The organism is Aquimarina spinulae (assembly GCF_943373825.1).
In the GTDB taxonomy this organism is placed as follows: domain Bacteria; phylum Bacteroidota; class Bacteroidia; order Flavobacteriales; family Flavobacteriaceae; genus Aquimarina; species Aquimarina spinulae.
This window is the reverse complement of record NZ_CALSBP010000002.1, coordinates 2,765,459-2,781,372: the sequence shown is the minus strand read 5'-3', so window position 1 is coordinate 2,781,372 and position 15,914 is coordinate 2,765,459. Positions and strand designations below refer to the sequence as shown.

The following is a 15,914-nucleotide window of genomic DNA, read 5'->3' as shown; positions in this document are numbered from 1 at the left end:
ATTATCAACTAGTAAAATAGAAAGCTGGTAACAATGGCTATAATTAATACGGGTTTTGGTGCTTAACCCAAAGTTTATTGCTTTTAATTCCCGTACTAACCATAACCGAGACGTTGACAGTAACTCTTAAAAAGAAGTGAGAAAACAAAAAATTAATAAAACAATAAACAAACTCCTACATCCAAATTTTAGGACATTGGTTGTATTTTGTGTTGTACTTTATGGGTTGGCAATTTTTCAAGATTACGTTTTCTCAAAAATTAAACCTACTGCCTTTTATTGGACCGATACTATGCTCTATAATATATATTGGCTTTTATTTATTCCATTTATAAAAATTGCAAATTCCTTTTATAATAAAGTTCAATTCAAATCATTAACTACCAAAGTACTTTACGCTTTAAGTACAGGGTTTATATTTAGTGTACTACATATATTTATTTTTACTTCAATTTTTATTTTAGGAAGTAATCTTATCTATTCTGTACCTCATCGTTTTTTAACAATACTTAAAAATGCAGTTTCAAATCAATTGCATATAACAATTATGGTCTATTTATTTAGTCCTTTTGTTTTTGATTATCTTAAAAGAAAAAAACAGTTAAACAAAAACTTCCAAAATCAAAAGACCAATAAAACCATTACTGTTAAAAATGGTATTCGTAGAATAAAGATTGACACGTTTACAATTCTATTTATCGAGACCGACAGACCCTACACAATGGTACATACAACCAGTCAGAAAATTTTGCATGATGAGAGTTTAAAAAAACTTGGAGACTTATTAGACCCTCAAACCTTTTTAAGGGTTCATCGCTCGGTAATTGTCAATAAAAACCACATAACAGAATTAAAATCAAGAAAGAATGGCGATTACGATTGTATTTTATCCAATGGTCAATCCATAAGGTTCAGCAGGCATTATCGTCAAAATTGGAGTACCCTATTAAACCACTAAGTTCTAAAACCACTCCAGTAAGCTAATTCTTGTATAGTTTCCTTTTCAACACCTAGGATTTATTGGACTTTTGACACTTCCTTTAAATTTTATACTAATGAAAAAAATACTGAACTTCGGATTCCTTTTTCTATTCCTGATATCATTGGCAAGTTGTAATGGCCAGGCAAAAAATGAACAAATCCCTAAAAGAAATAACAAAAACAAAATTGTTGGTGGTGGCTGCGATGGTTGTGAATTAATGTATGTCGGAATGCCAAAAAACATTAAGCCTATTGACACAAGTTCGGCCTGGAACGGGAAAGGACAAAAATTATTGGTTACAGGAAAAATACTGAAATTAGACGGAGTCACGCCTGCACCCAACATAATCGTTTATTATTGGCAAACAGACCACAATGGATATTATGCTAACGGAGAAGGCAAATCTCAAAAACACGGTCGTACTCGTGGCTGGGTAAAATCTGATGAGCAAGGAAATTACTCGATTTATACAATTCGACCAGCACCTTATCCAAATCGTGATATCCCTGCACACATTCATTTATCTATTAAAGAACCCCAAATTGATAATGAGTATTATATCGATAATTTAGAATTTGCTGATGATATATTATTGACAGGCAAAAAAAGAAAGTTGCTCAAAAATCGTGGTGGCAGTGGTATTTTAAGGGTACTGATTGATACAAAAATGCAAGTTGCAGAGCATAATATTGTTTTAGGACTTAATATCCCAAATTATCCTACAACTATAGATCATACCATTAAATCTGGTCTGCAAATTGGCGAGGACAACCCTTCTTTTACACCATTTCACGCCTGGGGACCAGACAAAGGTACAAGGACTTGTCCTGTATGTAAATATGGACGATTTCACGGAATTGTTTACTTTGTGGGTAGCCAGCCAAACTGGTCCGAAATAAAAGAATGGCTAACATTTTTGGAGCAAGAAAGTGTTACCCGAGAAAAATACTTAAAAGCCTACTTTGTTTATGGTAATAAGAAAGGCTACAGCAAATCGAATCGACAAACAGAGTTAGAGCAACTTGGAAAAGAATTGAACTTAGAAAATATTGCATTGACCTTTGTTCCATCATTTACCGATACGCAATCAGAAGTCCATTTAAATAAGATAAATCCTAAAGTAGAGCACACCATAATCATTTATAGACATCGAAATATAATTGGAAAATTTGTTGATCTTAAACCAACCAAAGAAAACCAAAATGAAGTCTCAAAAATGCTGGATAAAACCGTAAGCAAATTCTTCGAATTACCAGAACCTAAGCATCATTAAACAAGAATATACTGCCAACATCGTATATACAACATCGTTATAGCACATAAGAGATAAAAGTAGATCTAAGATTAAATTTAAAAATAACCATGCATAGAATATATAGGACATATATCCTTTATTCTGTTGTTAGCATTTATTAGAAAATAACAGAGTCTTATTTTTAAAGTTCTAATTAGTGTAACAAGTTTTATTCTTTCTCGTCCTATTGTTTTAAATCAAAAAATATGAAAAATCAAATTATAACAATACTTGCATTAGTAATACTTAGTGCCTGTAAGGACACAACTAAATCCATCACAACCTACCAACCTACTTAATCTGATTATCAAGTTGGTGAGAAATGGGTCTGGAAATTTAAAGGTGTAACAACGGAAGGAGAAGTACGCTCAGATGGAAAAGATACTAGAGAAATAGTCAATACTGATGGAGTTTTAGGTATGACAATCGGAAAGGACAACATTCCCGTTACTGACATTGTTAAACCAGAAAAAAGCGAAACACCTAGGTATGACTGGCCTCTGGAAGTGGGCAAAAAGTGGAAATATGAAAACAATTGGACAAGTCAAGATGGAACAACGGGAAACCAAAGTCAAGATGCTGAAATACTATCATACCAAGAAGAAACAGTAGAAGCTGGAACATTTATGGCTTATACGATTGAATATACAGGTAAAACCACAAACTCTAGAGGTTATAGCGCTGATGAAAAGGAAATTTGGTTGTATGCGCCTGCTATAAAAAACTTCATAAAACTCACTCAGAATCAAGGTGACTTTTTATACGTAGAGGAATTAATCGAATATTCAAAACCAGAATAAATCGAAATATTTTATAAAAACTGAAAGAAAAACAAATGCTAAGAATCATCAATTGAAAAAATTATTTAAATCATCAATCGTACAAGACAAAGAAGAAAAGAAAGAATACCGTTGGCAGACTTCATTAACAGTAATCATTCTGTTCATTTTTGGTTCGGTCATAAATATACCATTTAGTAGAGAAGTCAAAAGATTAAACATAGAAGCAGGCAAGACAGGCATCAACATGAATGAATCGTTTTATTCTGACTTGACCACAATCGGAATTAGTAGTTTAATTTTAGGGGCTGTATTAGTTTTTATCGGCTTATGGGTTTCTTCAAATGCTAATATGGGAGCACCAGTTATTTCAAGGATTTTTTCTAAAAAACCAGTTAATGGTATTATTAAGAGAGATGCCGTTCTGTCAAGTGTTCTTTTGGCAGCAGTAATTGCTTTATTTCTTTTAGGGTTGTTTGAAATTCAAAAGGAATTATATCCAGTTTCACATAAAATATCACGTCCATCCAAACCATTTTATCTGCTTGTTTCATTTTCTGCTGGAATAACTGAAGAGATAATGTTTAGATTAGGATTAATGTCGTTAATAATAGCTGCAGTCCAATTTTTTAAAAAGACCGAAAATCCATCAAATAGATTAGTCTGGTCGGGCATATTAATTTCAGCATTATTTTTTGGACTTATCCATCTTCCACTATCAAAGAATTTTGTAGAGCTAACACCATTCACGATTAGTGTAACAATAATTGGGAATTTAATAACAGGTTCAACATTTGGCTGGATATTTTGGAAACGAGGATTATTAGTTGCGATATTGTCACATATTGTATTTGATTTAGTTTTTCACGTAATAGGAACACCGTATACATAAAACAACAAAGGCTAACAACGGCTATAATTCATTGTGGTTTTGTGCCACACCAAAATAAAAGTATAAATCAATGGCTGATTTCTAAGCGGAATAATCCTGCGGATGATTCCACAACAAAATCATAGCCGAAACCGTTATGTGCAAGAGAAAATGGGAAACAAAAGAAATACCGAATTTGGCAATTCTAATATCATAAACTACTTATTAAACTATTACCTTACATAATACCTAAAGTCCAAACTGTGTCTCATCAAGATGATGAGCCATTACAGTGGGCAAAATTAGTAAAACATACATCCTTTTAATCTAATTATGTCGCCTGTGTCAAGAAAATCTTCTGAATAATTTCTTTCAGAAGGACTGAAAATAAACGTTTGACCTTCAGTACTTGAAAAATGAAGTAAACCATCAATTACTTCATATTTATAAGTTATAGTATATTCCCTTTCTTCACTAGACCCATAATAATCATATGCAAACCACAAAACATCCTCCTGATCTTTTTTGATTTTTATATTCCATTTTATTCCATCGTAAGTTGTTTCACCTATTTTCCATCCTTCACAATATGAAGCAATACTATCAAGATTAAAGAAGGATATAAAATATTCATTGTCTGAAAAGTTTGAAAATTTTATATCTGAAAAGTCGCTATAATAATTTTCTGCATCTGTCCAGATTGTCCCATCATATTTAGATAAAAATCGACAAAACTTTCTTCCCCAACCCGGACCACAGTATGATATCACATTTGGATCCAAAAAAGGATATTCTCTTCCACTTGCATCTGTTACAATATCTTGCTGCCCAAACTGTCCAGACTCAAATTGCTGTACGTCGCTTTCCGAACAAGAAAACAAAACAAAGAATAAAAATAGTGAAAGTAATTTTTTCATTTCTGATATATTTTTTTTAAAAATTATAAAATTAGACTCAATATTAATAGTAAAAGTTACCAAAAATGGCATTCCAAATATTATGGTTAAAACATTAACAATCACTGAAACTATACTTTTAGAAAAAAATCCAGAGTTATTAAAAACACCTAAAAATATTCTTGAAAAATTAACAAAAGGTCATCAAATTAAAATAGAATCCAGCACATAACAATATATAAAATTAATTGCTTGGTGCTTGCCTACTTGGAAATTCCTGCGGAATTTCCTCTGGTTCGTTCCATTTTTGGTAAATTAGTTGCTAAACCACGCAACTAATCTTATACAAAGACGTTGGCAGTAATATTATCTCTTACAGATAAATAAATGACAGAATTTGTCTGTTTATAGAACCTTTCAAGGAAATAAATTACGCTTCTAAAATAATGCTCGTTTTTGAAGCACCATACTCTGCGATTTTTTCAAGAAAGGAAATAAGATGCTTATTGTTTCTAAAATAACCTAAAACGCATAAGCAATCATCACCAGTAATTCTATCACAACTTTGCACTTCTTCCATTGCTTGTATTTGTTTTTGAACATCATTTGATCCTCTTGATTCTCGGTGTATTACTAATGTTATATATGCTTTAGTCTCAATCCCCAATTTTTCATGATTCAATTTTAGACCATAGCCTTCGATTATGCCTTCTTCTTCCATTTGCCGAACACGCTTGCCTATGGCAGGAGCAGACAACCCTATTTCTTTTCCAATATTAGCGAAGCTTTCTCTAGCATTAATTTTTAGCATTTCAAGTATCTTTTTATCTAATGTATCCATTTATAATCATAATTTTATTACTATTTATTCGACAGTATCGAACTTAAATATACAATTATTAATTCGATTATAAACCAAAAATAAGATAATGCATTCTATATTTGTGTTACACTGTTTAAACAGGATAGTTTCCAATATAAATTAATCAAACAGAAAAAGATAAAACATGAGTCCATTTTTAATTGATAGTATTGGCTATACAGCTCTAGTGATCAATTTATATTCTATGTCCACCAAAGGCGAATATAAACTACGTTTAATATCACTAATCGCGAATACAGGTTACATTTTATATGGTGCACTAATTAGCGCTACACCAATAATTGTAGGCTGCACAATTGCTGTATTGCTTCATGGTTATCATATAAGAAGATTACGAATAAATAAGAATAGTAATGATTAAAATAAAAATAGCTACAAAAGCAGATACAGATGTTTTAGCACTTCTAGGTCGACTAACATGGGCTGAATCTCATGGTCATTATATCGAAGATAAAAGCGATGTATTAAAATACCTTAACGAGAATTTTTCAGTTTTTAAAACGAAACAGAATATAAACAATCCCAAGCAACTTTTCTATATTATTTATGCAGATGATTTACCTGTCGGTTATGCGAAATTAGTAGTAAATGCGTCAAACGAAAATATTACATCACAAAACAGTTGTCAATTAGAACGAATTTTCATCCTAAATGATTTTATACCCTTAAAAATTGGACAACCGTTACTAACTTTTGTTGAAGAGCAAGTCAAAAAACTGCAATTAGATACCATGTGGCTCACCGTTTACATAAAAAATAATAGAGCCATTAGATTCTATGAAAGAAATGAATTTAAAAACGTTGGAGAGTTAAATTTTATAGTCAATGGAAAAGCATATGAAAATATTGTTTTCTCAAAAAAAATATAAGTATGCAAGACTATTAAAAATCTAGGAATAAAAGAAAAACCAATGCCAACACCGTGTTAATTGCTAGAGTATCTCTGTGCCAATCGAAAAATTCTCCGAATTTCACTCATACTTGTCCCCTTTTGCTATCTTAGTTGCTAAGCGCAACTAAACATACACAAACACGTTGTAAACCATAACTCAAAAAACATTATCTACATCATGAAAAATTTATTTGTTGTATTATTTTTATTATCTATCTACACAAAATGTTCAAGTCAAACTAAAACAGAAGCGCTTCTATCTTTGGGTGAAAAAATAGATATACATAAGCTTTATGATAGCGAAAAAAATTACAACTATTTACTTGAGGAGGTTGACATTAATCATAACAAAACGATTAAATTCATACAATTCTGTACTGCTTTTAAACTTTGTTCAACAGCATATTATTTGACCGCAAAAGAGTATTCAGAAATAACAGTCAAGCAAAAAGCTGAAAGTAAATACATTCAAATATTTTTTCCCAATAATTCTATTGAGACTAAAAAGATTAACATAAAAACTGAAGAACATTTCAATGGGGAAACCGCATCTAGTATAACAATTTTTCTAGAAAAAGATACACCGCAGTCTGAAGTGAATAAAATAAAAAACGGATTTGTTGATTTATTAAAAATGTATCATATTGAAAAAAAGGACATTTTGGACTAAAAGTCAATTGTCCATAATGTTTATCAAAACCCCGCTCTCGCTAGAGGCATTACTGTTTAGATAATCTAAATAGACACCCATTACTATCTGTTTTTAAATAGTATGATTAAACAATAGCATATTAAATAATAAGTAACACCTTAAGAGGTTTTTTATCCTCAATACTAATAATTACATTTATCAAGTAAACATAACCATACATAGAATATAAAGGACATATATCCTTTATACTATTGTTGTATATCATTATTATCGACCATAAATGATTAAAAAGATAAAGAAAATTTTTAAAAGGTTTTTTCAAATTATTGGAATACTATTAGCCGTAATTATTGTAGCTGGCTTAGGGTTTCGTTCGTTTGGTCCTAAACCAAATAAACCAGATGGAAAACTTGTTGATGTTAATGGAATTAAACTACATATAAATACTTCTGGAATGAAGAATGACAAGCCTACTGTTATTATTGAAGGCGGTGCAAGTGCTTCAACAGAATATTATTATTGGTTAAGCGAAGGACTCAAAGATAGCTTGAGAGTTATTAGGTATGACCGTGCAGGAAATGGATATAGCGAGTTAAGTAACGAGCCACGAAGCGCAGAAAGAATTTCAAAAGAACTGCACCAACTACTTGAAGAAGCAGGAGAAAAACCACCTTACATTCTAGCTGGACATTCAATGGGAGGTCCTTATATTCGTGTTTTTACAGAATTATATCCAAATGAAGTTGAAGCTTTAATTTTTATAGACGCTACTCATCCCGAACAAGTTGAAAGATTAAACGCCGCCCCTAAATCTTCATTTAGATTTAAATCTACACTTTTCCTTTTAAATACAGTGGCATTTTTTTCGGATTTAGGAATTATCGGACTCTTCGAAAGTTTTTCAGCTAATCCATTATTAGCTAGTGATGGCTTACCAAATAGAATCAACGAAAGGACAAGAGATTTTGCACTTAATGGGAAACGTACAAGAGCATATAAAGATGAAATAGAACACTATCATTCCACATTAAGGAGAGCTGGAGAAACCAAACACTTTGACTCACTACCCATTAGAGTTTTTACAGCGGTTGAGATTGACAAAGAAGTATATCGCGAAAATGGACTTGACCCAGATAAATTTTTGAATGAGGTAATAGCAGCACAAAAAGAGTTTACTGAATTATCAACTAACGGCAAACAATTCCTAATTGATGGTAATCATCAAACCATTTTCACAAAAAAAGAGAATGCTAATATTATTAACAAAGAAATATTGAAGTTAGTAAAGGAAATAGAGAATAAACGACATACAACAATATATAAGAAAACATAGGGGCTTTGTACTAAATCAGATGATCTGTAATTATTTGCAAAGTCGCAAAATATAAATATTTTGCTTAGTCCTAATTCGAAATGTATCGTTTGTCACCTGCCCTAAATTTCTTATACGAGACGTTAACAAATATTAAAAAATGAAAAATTTACTACTTATAATATTTTTGAGTTTTATAAATCCTGAGGCAAATCAGAAAAATGAAATTCAAAAAAATCAATCAAATTTTGAGATTATGGGATATTCTGTCTATATAACAAGACCAGAAGAAAAAAAACCCATTAGTAAAGATGAATGGTTAAATTACGCCAAAAATGACCCTGAAATAAAAATAATAAATGGGGATATTGAAGTTACTAATCCACAAACAGGAAAGAAATTCATCTATAAAGCTGATAACTTAACATATTATCTTTATCAGTCTGAAGAAGTAACATTCTTGTATGGAAGGGGAAATATAACTGTTAGTGATCCTAATGATGAAATCATATTTAAAATGCTAGCAATAGCAAAGGAGTTAGATGCGATAGTAATGGGTGACGGAGGAGAAATATTTGATGATTCTTATTTCGCTAAAAAATCAAAAGAAGAAGAATAGTGACAAAGAAAGCTCTAAAAAGAAAAAGTCGAAGTGGAAACTTTGGAAATAAAATAAACACTTGCTAACATTATATATGAAATCAATATCAATTATTATAGTCATACTAACGATTCTATCTTGCAATAAAAGACAAGATAGAATTCAAATAATAGAAGATGAAAATCTAAATCAGAAGCAAATTGATTCTATTATAGATGAATACAATTTTGAGTATTCAAGAGTTGTTTTCATTGATAGTCTGGAAAAAGTTATCCTTCCAATTTCGACTCAAAACACTCGTGGAGGAAGTAGATATAGCAAGAAATCATATCATGCAGACAGTTATCCTAACTATTGGAATTTAATGTTTTACGATATAAAGGGAGGAAAAACCAAATTACTCACCCAGAAAAAAACAAGAATTTCGGACTTTACTACCAACTTTAAAAATGTTGGACCAATACTCAAAAAAAGCGTCTTATATAAAGCTGGAGATACTGATTATAATAAGGACAAAAAATTGACTTATGTTGACCCTGAACAACTTTTTATCTCTGATATTGATGGAAATAAGTTTTCAAGACTTAGTCCTATCAACGAAAATTTGATGGAATATGAAATCGTACCCAACACAGACAAAATAATTTTCAGAACTTTACGAGATTCAAATGGAGATAAGGAATTCGATGAAAAAGATGAAAAAATCTGGTATTTAATTGACCTATCAACGGAATCAAAAGCAATTGAAATACTAAATCAGAAGAAAAGAAAAGAAATAGAAAATCTTTATTTCAAACAATGGTTGGTAAAAAATAACAAAGTATAACAATTTGTATATTCCATATGCCGCGCCTTCAGCAGGCAAACGCATCATACAAGAAACGTTAGGCAATATTAAAACAAGACTATGGGAATTTTTGACTTTTTAAACTCTAAGCCATCAGTTGAAAAACTGACTAAAAGTCTAGTGAATTATGTTTATAACAGTGTTCAAACCGAAAAAGGTGTTCGAGTTGAAGATGCTCTTTGTGTTATGGCAACAATTGTAGCCGAAAGGTGTATTAAAATAGGTAACGAATTTTCTATCGATGAGCATGATTTTGAACCAGGTTCAGTTATATTTTCTGAAAAAATTAATGAAATTCTTGTTGGTCCTACATCTGTAGAAAATTGGAATGACTTACCAGAAGAATGTGTTTTTGCAAGAATCAAAAGAAAAATAGATTCTCATTTTAGCAAGAACCCTTTCCCTGCATTAAGTGGAATCTTTGAAACTTACGCAAAAAATGTTGGAGAATCTGAATGGGGAAATATTACCATAAGTGTACCTGATGAAAATAAGCCATTTATATTGCCTTTACGAGCTGGGTATGAAACGAGAAAATACGTTGATGAAAATATTAATCTTGAAAACGAAGAAAAAACATTACGAATAGTAATAAATGCTATTTGCCGTGTTCTAATAGAAACCAAAATGGCATTAGATCCATCCATTGCTTTGACTTTGACATTTGAAATAATAAACGGAATGTCAAAAACAGCTACAATGACGGACAAAAAAATGTTGGAATTACAAGCTGAAATGGAAAAATAGAAACATTGTACTTAATCTAACATAATGGATAACCCTTTTTGCAGCTACCTTGATATAAAAATATTTCTAGTTTAGTACGTTCTATTTCAATATATTGTTAACACTTATTGCTAATCTATGCTTACCAATATTTTTGCTTTCTTTCTTAAAATTTCTCCACGACTGAAGCGAGCGGTCTGGAAAAAGCTATATGAGTATTTGTCAAAGAAGTATCCAACAGCAGAATGGACTTATATGAACTACGGATATGAATCTTGCAATGAACCTATTGCAATCCCACTAAATGAGGAGGAAGAGAACGACCGGTATATGATTCAGTTATACCACTATGTGGCAACAGCTGTAGACCTTGCAGATAAAGACGTAGTAGAAGTTGGTAGTGGCCGCGGAGGAGGTTCGTCGTACATTAAACGATATCTTAAACCAAAGACGATGGTTGGAATTGATTACTCTAAAAACGCAATCAAATTTAGCAATACACATCATTCGGTAGAAGGGTTAACCTTTATTCATGGTGATGCAGAAAACCTACCATTGGGGAATGAAAGTGCAGATGCAATTGTGAATGTAGAATCATCACATTGCTATGGGTCTATGAAAAAGTTTGTGAAGCAAGTCAACAGAGTGCTTCGTCCTGGCGGGTATTTTTTGTTTGCCGACCTACGTCCCTCAGAAAAGATCGAAGAACTTGATACGATTTTCAATGATGCGGGATTTGAAGTCCTCAAAAAGGAATTGATCTCTAAAGAAGTGGTTAATGCAATGGATGCTTTTCACGAATTCAAGTTAGCATTCTTTCAAAATATGGTAAAAGGCTGGTTAAAAAAACCGCTGAATGATTTTGCAGGAGTTAAGGGTTCGAACATCCATAAGGAATTGAGTAATGGTAAGGTGGTTTATTATCATTATGTATTGAGAAAATGATAAACCTCTGCTTTCTCCACTCTCGCTAGTGGCATTACTATATTAGATAATCCAAATAGCTAACCATCACTATATATTTTTAAAATAGTATGATTATATAACAGCATATTAAAAACAAGAACGTCTTAGGGAGTTTTTTATCCTCAATACTAATAGTTACATTTATCAAGTAAACATAACCATACATAGAATATAAAGGACATATATCCTTTATTCTATTGTTACTCAACATTTGATGAAACTAGTAGAAGTCTTAACAAAAATTCAGGAAATTGATGAAGAATCAGTTCTTTATGTAAAAAGAATTGATAACCAGTTTTCTTGTGAATCAGAAGTTACAATACTCAAATTAACAGAAGAAGAGTTAGAATGGAAAACTTTTGAAGTAACCGAAAAGAAATGTCCTGGATTTGAATATTTTATGGAAGTTTTCTTGGTAAAAGAATTTATGCAAGATGTATCATCACAATACCCTACTCTTGAAAAAAAATGTAACCGATTAATTCATTATGTTGAATTTGATGCTTAAGTAAGACTAAATGTTCTGGAAAAGAAAGAAAAATAAATCACCAAAATTTAAATGCTCTGAATGCGGACAAGTTCATTCGGAATGGCCAGCGCTGGCTTTTAATTCACCCGCTAATTATCACAATCTTACTGACATTGAAAAGTCTGAAATCGGAAAATTGGATACTGACTTTTGCGAAATTCGTTACGAAGACCAAATTGACCGATTTATAAGAGTAACACTTACTCAAAAAATAAATGACGCTTGCGAAACTCTGGAATATGGACTTTGGGTTTCCTTAAGTGAAAAAAGTTATTCGGACTATAAAGAAAATTTCAACAATCCGAAATACGAAACTGGATTTTTTGGTTGGTTATGTAGTAATATCTCTGAATATGAAGATATGTCTTCTATTCCTTGCGATGTAATGACAAAAATCGGAAATGACAGACCTGAAATTTTTCCACACGAAGATTTTGACCATCCTTTTGTTAGAGATTATTATAACGGGATTTCAAAAAGTGAAGCTGAAAATAGGATAACCACAATGATAAAAAACATTGCCTAACACCATATATGTGATCATAACTGCTAAATGATCAATCAATTGGTTAGTTTATTTTGGTATGGTGTAATGTTAGTAGGAAACAAAAATTAGAGCAGACAATGTATAGAAAAAATTGAAAAGCAGGGTAACATTTTGCTCTGCTACGACACATAATTAAACGTTAGCAATAAGCCGAAAATAAAATGGACGGAATAAAAAGCATAATTGATCATTTCCAAAATAGAGATTATTTTGACGAACATTATGAATGGGTGAATGAGCATATTGAAAAGCATTTTCCAGATTCTGAGGTAAGAGTTTTTCACGAAATAATGGCGTTTGACTTTAAAGTACACGTATATTTAATAAAAGTAAAGTCTTCTAAGTTCGATATTTTGATTACATCAGGAATGAGTTCTTTAGAAATGAAAATCCCTCAAGAAGCCGAAAACCTAAAAGATCTAAGATTTGCTGAAATGATGATGTTAATTCCAAAAGGAATTGAATTTGAAGATGTTTATACCGGTGACAAAAAAAATGATTATATAATTTCAATGTTAAAGCGAACTGCTAAATTCCCTCATCAGGAAGACAGCTGGATAGGAATTGGACATTCCATAGTTTCCGACGCCGACTTTGAACCCTATAGAAGTGATACGGAATTTGTGGGTGGTGTAATTTTACCTTCAGTAACTTTTGACGAAAATTTTACAAAAATTAAAAAGGACGGAAGGATTATAAATATTTACAGTTTTTTTCCTCTTTATAAAAATGAAGTTGAGTATAAAATTAATAATGGCTACAATGCCTTATTAGACAAAATAATAGAAGCTGATTCGAAAGAGATATTAAATCCTAAAAGAAAAAACTTGATAAAAAAAGAATCCTTTATCAGTAAATTTTTAAAATAGGAAGTTGGACGATTTTTAGAAAACTAGTCATTGAAAAAGAAAAAAGAAGACATAAGGAATCAAATTCTAAAAAAGGTAAAGTACTATCGGAATAGTAGAGGAGTAATGTTTTTTGACAATCCAAATAATCAATTTAAAGAAAATATAGTCTTAGATACTAACGAATTAGAAGTCCTTTTAATCAAACTCAAAAGGTCAAGAAAAATTATTGTGACAACAAAATATATCTACTCTATTGACAAAAACTTAATCACTAAAATTTTGGCACAAGACATTGATAGATTTGATTATATGGAGTTTATTAATGGAGAAAAAATCATTGAAGGAGGATCTAAAATTAAAATAATGTTACTTCGATTTAAAATGACTTTTCGAATAGGAAATTATAGAATTGTTCAACGGAATGGTTCTTTCACCGAATTAATAATTTGGAGGACACGATTTGCTGACTGTTTGAATGATTGCATTAAGAAATTAAAGTTTGTTGGAAATAAATATGACGCAATATAAAAAAACCTATTCCTTACAAGGTGTATAATTCATAGTAGTAAAAACCACAACGATTGATACGCGCAGCGCTGTACACAATATGAACCAAAATCAAATGAAAAACATAATTCTCGGATTTTTATTTATCTCAACTTCTATTTTCGGACAGGAGTTTAATTTTGATATTCACAATACTTCGCTCACCGAATATTTTAAAATGGAGGAAAATTTAGGAAGTAAAAAAATCCCAACAACTTCAAATCACGTTTCTTTCGGTGGAAATGCACAACCAATAAAATATTTAAGAAAAGAAAAAAAAATTCCTGACTTGACTGCTTTCTACTTTTTCAAAAAAGCGGATTCAACAATGTCATATGTTCTTTACGAATGGGACGTGTCAAATTTTGAGAAACAAGACAACAACCAAAAATCAGAGAAATTTCAAAAAGCCTTAATCGCAAAATATAAAGGACTTAAAAAAGATATTTCTAAAGATTTTGGACAACCCAAAGTAAAAAAGAATTATTCGAATATCAGTCGATTAGATTCTATAAACACTTTTGTAGAAAGTTCAACTTGGAAACTAAATAACAACACTGAAATAGAAATGTATGCTACTGTTTCTAATTATTACGAAAAGAAAGGCACAACAACTATTAATCCAGTTCATAGAATAAGACTTTACATTAGAAATCAATCGAAGGAAAAAGAAATTCCGAAACTGGATGGGAAAAAGTTGGCTGAATTAGAAAAGGTAAAAATCGACTTTTTTAATGCTTTAAAATCAAAAGATTTACCAAAACTAAAAGAGTTTTTATCGGATTTAATACTTGAAAAAGTAACAGACGAACAAATTAATATACTGATCGACAATATCAATTTTGAAAAACAAACAGAATTGATTTATAGTGGAGTTCAGATTGGATTTAACGGAAGTATGTTTACGCTACTTGAGTATAAATATTCTGATGATAGTTCTAATCCGCCAAATGAAATAATAAAATTGATTTTTAACGATAATAACAAAGTTGTAGGAATACAGCCGATTAAATTGCCCCGCTCCCACTAGCATCTCGCTACTGGCATTACTCTTTAGATAATCCAAAACATGAAGAACATTAATAAAAGCTCAATAAACCGATAGAATTAAATCAATTGTATAGCTTTCTAAATTGAACTCATAGTAGCTTTTGTATTACCCTTGTTCGGTATGTAGTTTGATTCGTAATGCAATATAAAAATCAAAAGAAACTGCTCTGGTAGCGGCATGATCTTCTAGACAAATCTTAGCTGCGTACCTATCTACAGTATCATGATACCATTCCCACAAAGTATCGGTTCGATTTTTAAACCCCATTAATGATAAAATTGCTGTACCCAGTTCTACACTAAAAAAAGAAGTGTCAAAACCTATGGTGCCTAATTGATTTATAAATCGGGTACCTAATAATTCGTTCTTAATAAGATATAAGATCAAATCCTGATGTGTCGATAGCTTAAATTGCGGGAAAATCTGAGTGTCTGGATCTATTTTCATCTGTTTTATTTTGTTGCATTCTAGATTTAGATAATAATTTGTTTAATTCTTTTTGGTGAAAAATCATTATTTCAAGACGTTCATGTTTTACTTTTTTCTCATAGCGTGAAGATATATGTAATAGATTGTTTATAAGTGATTGCAAACAATCGGTTGTATGCAACTGATTAGTTATTATATTGATCACTAACTATATATGCGATTCTTCGTATAAAAAATATTGAAGCTATCACTTAGAGTCT

Annotated in this window: 20 protein-coding genes; 17 read left to right on the top strand and 3 right to left on the bottom strand. The window is 31.1% G+C overall.

Annotation, left to right across the window (positions count from 1 at the left end):
* Positions 1-136 precede the first annotated feature (136 nt).
* The 4 genes from NNH57_RS17750 (at position 137) to NNH57_RS17735 (ending at position 3,947) form a co-directional block, all read left to right on the top strand.
* On the top strand, positions 137-958 hold the full coding sequence (locus NNH57_RS17750) for a LytR/AlgR family response regulator transcription factor (RefSeq protein WP_132065904.1): 822 nt from the start codon (positions 137-139) through the stop codon (positions 956-958).
* 97 nt (positions 959-1,055) lie between these two features.
* The gene (locus NNH57_RS17745; RefSeq protein WP_108808166.1) at positions 1,056-2,255 is read left to right on the top strand and encodes a dioxygenase family protein; all 1,200 of its coding nucleotides are present in this window, start codon (positions 1,056-1,058) and stop codon (positions 2,253-2,255) included.
* Between the two features lie 440 nt (positions 2,256-2,695).
* Positions 2,696-3,076 (top strand): hypothetical protein, encoded by a 381-nt coding sequence (locus NNH57_RS17740; protein WP_234423382.1) that lies wholly within the window; start codon positions 2,696-2,698, stop codon positions 3,074-3,076.
* A 52-nt stretch (positions 3,077-3,128) separates the two neighbouring features.
* Positions 3,129-3,947 (top strand): CPBP family intramembrane glutamic endopeptidase, encoded by an 819-nt coding sequence (locus tag NNH57_RS17735; protein ID WP_108808167.1) that lies wholly within the window; start codon positions 3,129-3,131, stop codon positions 3,945-3,947.
* 281 nt (positions 3,948-4,228) lie between these two features.
* On the opposite strand, the gene NNH57_RS17730 is transcribed toward NNH57_RS17735, so the two are convergent.
* Positions 4,229-4,843, bottom strand: coding sequence for a hypothetical protein (locus NNH57_RS17730; RefSeq protein WP_132065902.1), 615 nt, complete (start codon positions 4,841-4,843; stop codon positions 4,229-4,231).
* Between the two features lie 409 nt (positions 4,844-5,252).
* Positions 5,253-5,663, bottom strand: a complete 411-nt coding sequence (locus NNH57_RS17725; protein ID WP_074405789.1) for an Lrp/AsnC family transcriptional regulator — start codon at positions 5,661-5,663, stop codon at positions 5,253-5,255.
* A gap of 166 nt (positions 5,664-5,829) precedes the next feature.
* Here NNH57_RS17725 and NNH57_RS17720 point away from each other — a divergent pair, with 166 nt between their 5' ends.
* The 13 genes from NNH57_RS17720 (at position 5,830) to NNH57_RS17660 (ending at position 15,204) form a co-directional block, all read left to right on the top strand.
* A complete protein-coding gene (locus tag NNH57_RS17720) occupies positions 5,830-6,066 on the top strand; it encodes a hypothetical protein (protein WP_074405790.1) in 237 nt (78 codons plus the stop codon).
* Positions 6,059-6,574, top strand: coding sequence for a GNAT family N-acetyltransferase (locus tag NNH57_RS17715; RefSeq protein WP_074405791.1), 516 nt, complete (start codon positions 6,059-6,061; stop codon positions 6,572-6,574). The genes NNH57_RS17720 and NNH57_RS17715 overlap by 8 nt, the downstream gene beginning before the upstream one ends.
* A 201-nt stretch (positions 6,575-6,775) precedes the next feature.
* Positions 6,776-7,267 (top strand): hypothetical protein, encoded by a 492-nt coding sequence (locus NNH57_RS17710; RefSeq protein WP_074405792.1) that lies wholly within the window; start codon positions 6,776-6,778, stop codon positions 7,265-7,267.
* Positions 7,268-7,529: 262 nt separating this feature from the next.
* Positions 7,530-8,582, top strand: a complete 1,053-nt coding sequence (locus NNH57_RS17705; RefSeq protein ID WP_108808168.1) for an alpha/beta fold hydrolase — start codon at positions 7,530-7,532, stop codon at positions 8,580-8,582.
* A 139-nt stretch (positions 8,583-8,721) separates the two neighbouring features.
* Positions 8,722-9,180 carry a hypothetical protein gene (locus NNH57_RS17700; RefSeq protein WP_074405794.1) on the top strand — a complete coding sequence of 153 codons (459 nt, stop codon included), beginning with the start codon at positions 8,722-8,724 and terminating at the stop codon, positions 9,178-9,180.
* 76 nt (positions 9,181-9,256) lie between these two features.
* The gene (locus NNH57_RS17695; RefSeq protein ID WP_074405795.1) at positions 9,257-9,988 is read left to right on the top strand and encodes a hypothetical protein; all 732 of its coding nucleotides are present in this window, start codon (positions 9,257-9,259) and stop codon (positions 9,986-9,988) included.
* Between the two features lie 81 nt (positions 9,989-10,069).
* Positions 10,070-10,756, top strand: a complete 687-nt coding sequence (locus NNH57_RS17690) for a hypothetical protein (RefSeq protein ID WP_074405796.1) — start codon at positions 10,070-10,072, stop codon at positions 10,754-10,756.
* Between the two features lie 117 nt (positions 10,757-10,873).
* Positions 10,874-11,680, top strand: a complete 807-nt coding sequence (locus tag NNH57_RS17685) for a class I SAM-dependent methyltransferase (protein WP_108808169.1) — start codon at positions 10,874-10,876, stop codon at positions 11,678-11,680.
* A gap of 235 nt (positions 11,681-11,915) precedes the next feature.
* Positions 11,916-12,209, top strand: a complete 294-nt coding sequence (locus NNH57_RS17680; RefSeq protein ID WP_108808170.1) for a hypothetical protein — start codon at positions 11,916-11,918, stop codon at positions 12,207-12,209.
* Between the two features lie 10 nt (positions 12,210-12,219).
* Positions 12,220-12,756, top strand: coding sequence for a DUF2199 domain-containing protein (locus NNH57_RS17675; protein WP_108808171.1), 537 nt, complete (start codon positions 12,220-12,222; stop codon positions 12,754-12,756).
* A gap of 182 nt (positions 12,757-12,938) precedes the next feature.
* The gene (locus NNH57_RS17670; protein WP_108808172.1) at positions 12,939-13,646 is read left to right on the top strand and encodes a suppressor of fused domain protein; all 708 of its coding nucleotides are present in this window, start codon (positions 12,939-12,941) and stop codon (positions 13,644-13,646) included.
* 30 nt (positions 13,647-13,676) lie between these two features.
* Positions 13,677-14,156 carry a hypothetical protein gene (locus NNH57_RS17665; RefSeq protein WP_108808173.1) on the top strand — a complete coding sequence of 160 codons (480 nt, stop codon included), beginning with the start codon at positions 13,677-13,679 and terminating at the stop codon, positions 14,154-14,156.
* Between the two features lie 94 nt (positions 14,157-14,250).
* The gene (locus tag NNH57_RS17660; protein WP_132065900.1) at positions 14,251-15,204 is read left to right on the top strand and encodes a hypothetical protein; all 954 of its coding nucleotides are present in this window, start codon (positions 14,251-14,253) and stop codon (positions 15,202-15,204) included.
* A gap of 126 nt (positions 15,205-15,330) precedes the next feature.
* Here NNH57_RS17660 and NNH57_RS17655 read toward each other — a convergent pair whose 3' ends face one another.
* Positions 15,331-15,672, bottom strand: coding sequence for a hypothetical protein (locus NNH57_RS17655; protein ID WP_108808175.1), 342 nt, complete (start codon positions 15,670-15,672; stop codon positions 15,331-15,333).
* Positions 15,673-15,914: the final 242 nt, after the last annotated feature.

Excerpts from the sequence above, each read along its gene's own strand:
- NNH57_RS17730 (WP_132065902.1), bottom strand. The coding sequence starts at position 4,843 with ATGAAAAAATTACTTTCACTATTTTTATTCTTTGTTTTGTTTTCTTGT.
- NNH57_RS17655 (WP_108808175.1), bottom strand. The coding sequence starts at position 15,672 with ATGAAAATAGATCCAGACACTCAGATTTTCCCGCAATTTAAGCTATCG.
- NNH57_RS17740 (WP_234423382.1), top strand. The coding sequence starts at position 2,696 with ATGACAATCGGAAAGGACAACATTCCCGTTACTGACATTGTTAAACCA.
- NNH57_RS17700 (WP_074405794.1), top strand. The coding sequence starts at position 8,722 with ATGAAAAATTTACTACTTATAATATTTTTGAGTTTTATAAATCCTGAG.
- NNH57_RS17705 (WP_108808168.1), top strand. The coding sequence starts at position 7,530 with ATGATTAAAAAGATAAAGAAAATTTTTAAAAGGTTTTTTCAAATTATT.
- NNH57_RS17720 (WP_074405790.1), top strand. The coding sequence starts at position 5,830 with ATGAGTCCATTTTTAATTGATAGTATTGGCTATACAGCTCTAGTGATC.
- NNH57_RS17745 (WP_108808166.1), top strand. The coding sequence starts at position 1,056 with ATGAAAAAAATACTGAACTTCGGATTCCTTTTTCTATTCCTGATATCA.
- NNH57_RS17660 (WP_132065900.1), top strand. The coding sequence starts at position 14,251 with ATGAAAAACATAATTCTCGGATTTTTATTTATCTCAACTTCTATTTTC.
- NNH57_RS17725 (WP_074405789.1), bottom strand. The coding sequence starts at position 5,663 with ATGGATACATTAGATAAAAAGATACTTGAAATGCTAAAAATTAATGCT.
- NNH57_RS17670 (WP_108808172.1), top strand. The coding sequence starts at position 12,939 with ATGGACGGAATAAAAAGCATAATTGATCATTTCCAAAATAGAGATTAT.
- NNH57_RS17715 (WP_074405791.1), top strand. The coding sequence starts at position 6,059 with ATGATTAAAATAAAAATAGCTACAAAAGCAGATACAGATGTTTTAGCA.
- NNH57_RS17695 (WP_074405795.1), top strand. The coding sequence starts at position 9,257 with ATGAAATCAATATCAATTATTATAGTCATACTAACGATTCTATCTTGC.
- NNH57_RS17685 (WP_108808169.1), top strand. The coding sequence starts at position 10,874 with ATGCTTACCAATATTTTTGCTTTCTTTCTTAAAATTTCTCCACGACTG.
- NNH57_RS17680 (WP_108808170.1), top strand. The coding sequence starts at position 11,916 with ATGAAACTAGTAGAAGTCTTAACAAAAATTCAGGAAATTGATGAAGAA.
- NNH57_RS17710 (WP_074405792.1), top strand. The coding sequence starts at position 6,776 with ATGAAAAATTTATTTGTTGTATTATTTTTATTATCTATCTACACAAAA.
- NNH57_RS17675 (WP_108808171.1), top strand. The coding sequence starts at position 12,220 with ATGTTCTGGAAAAGAAAGAAAAATAAATCACCAAAATTTAAATGCTCT.
- NNH57_RS17690 (WP_074405796.1), top strand. The coding sequence starts at position 10,070 with ATGGGAATTTTTGACTTTTTAAACTCTAAGCCATCAGTTGAAAAACTG.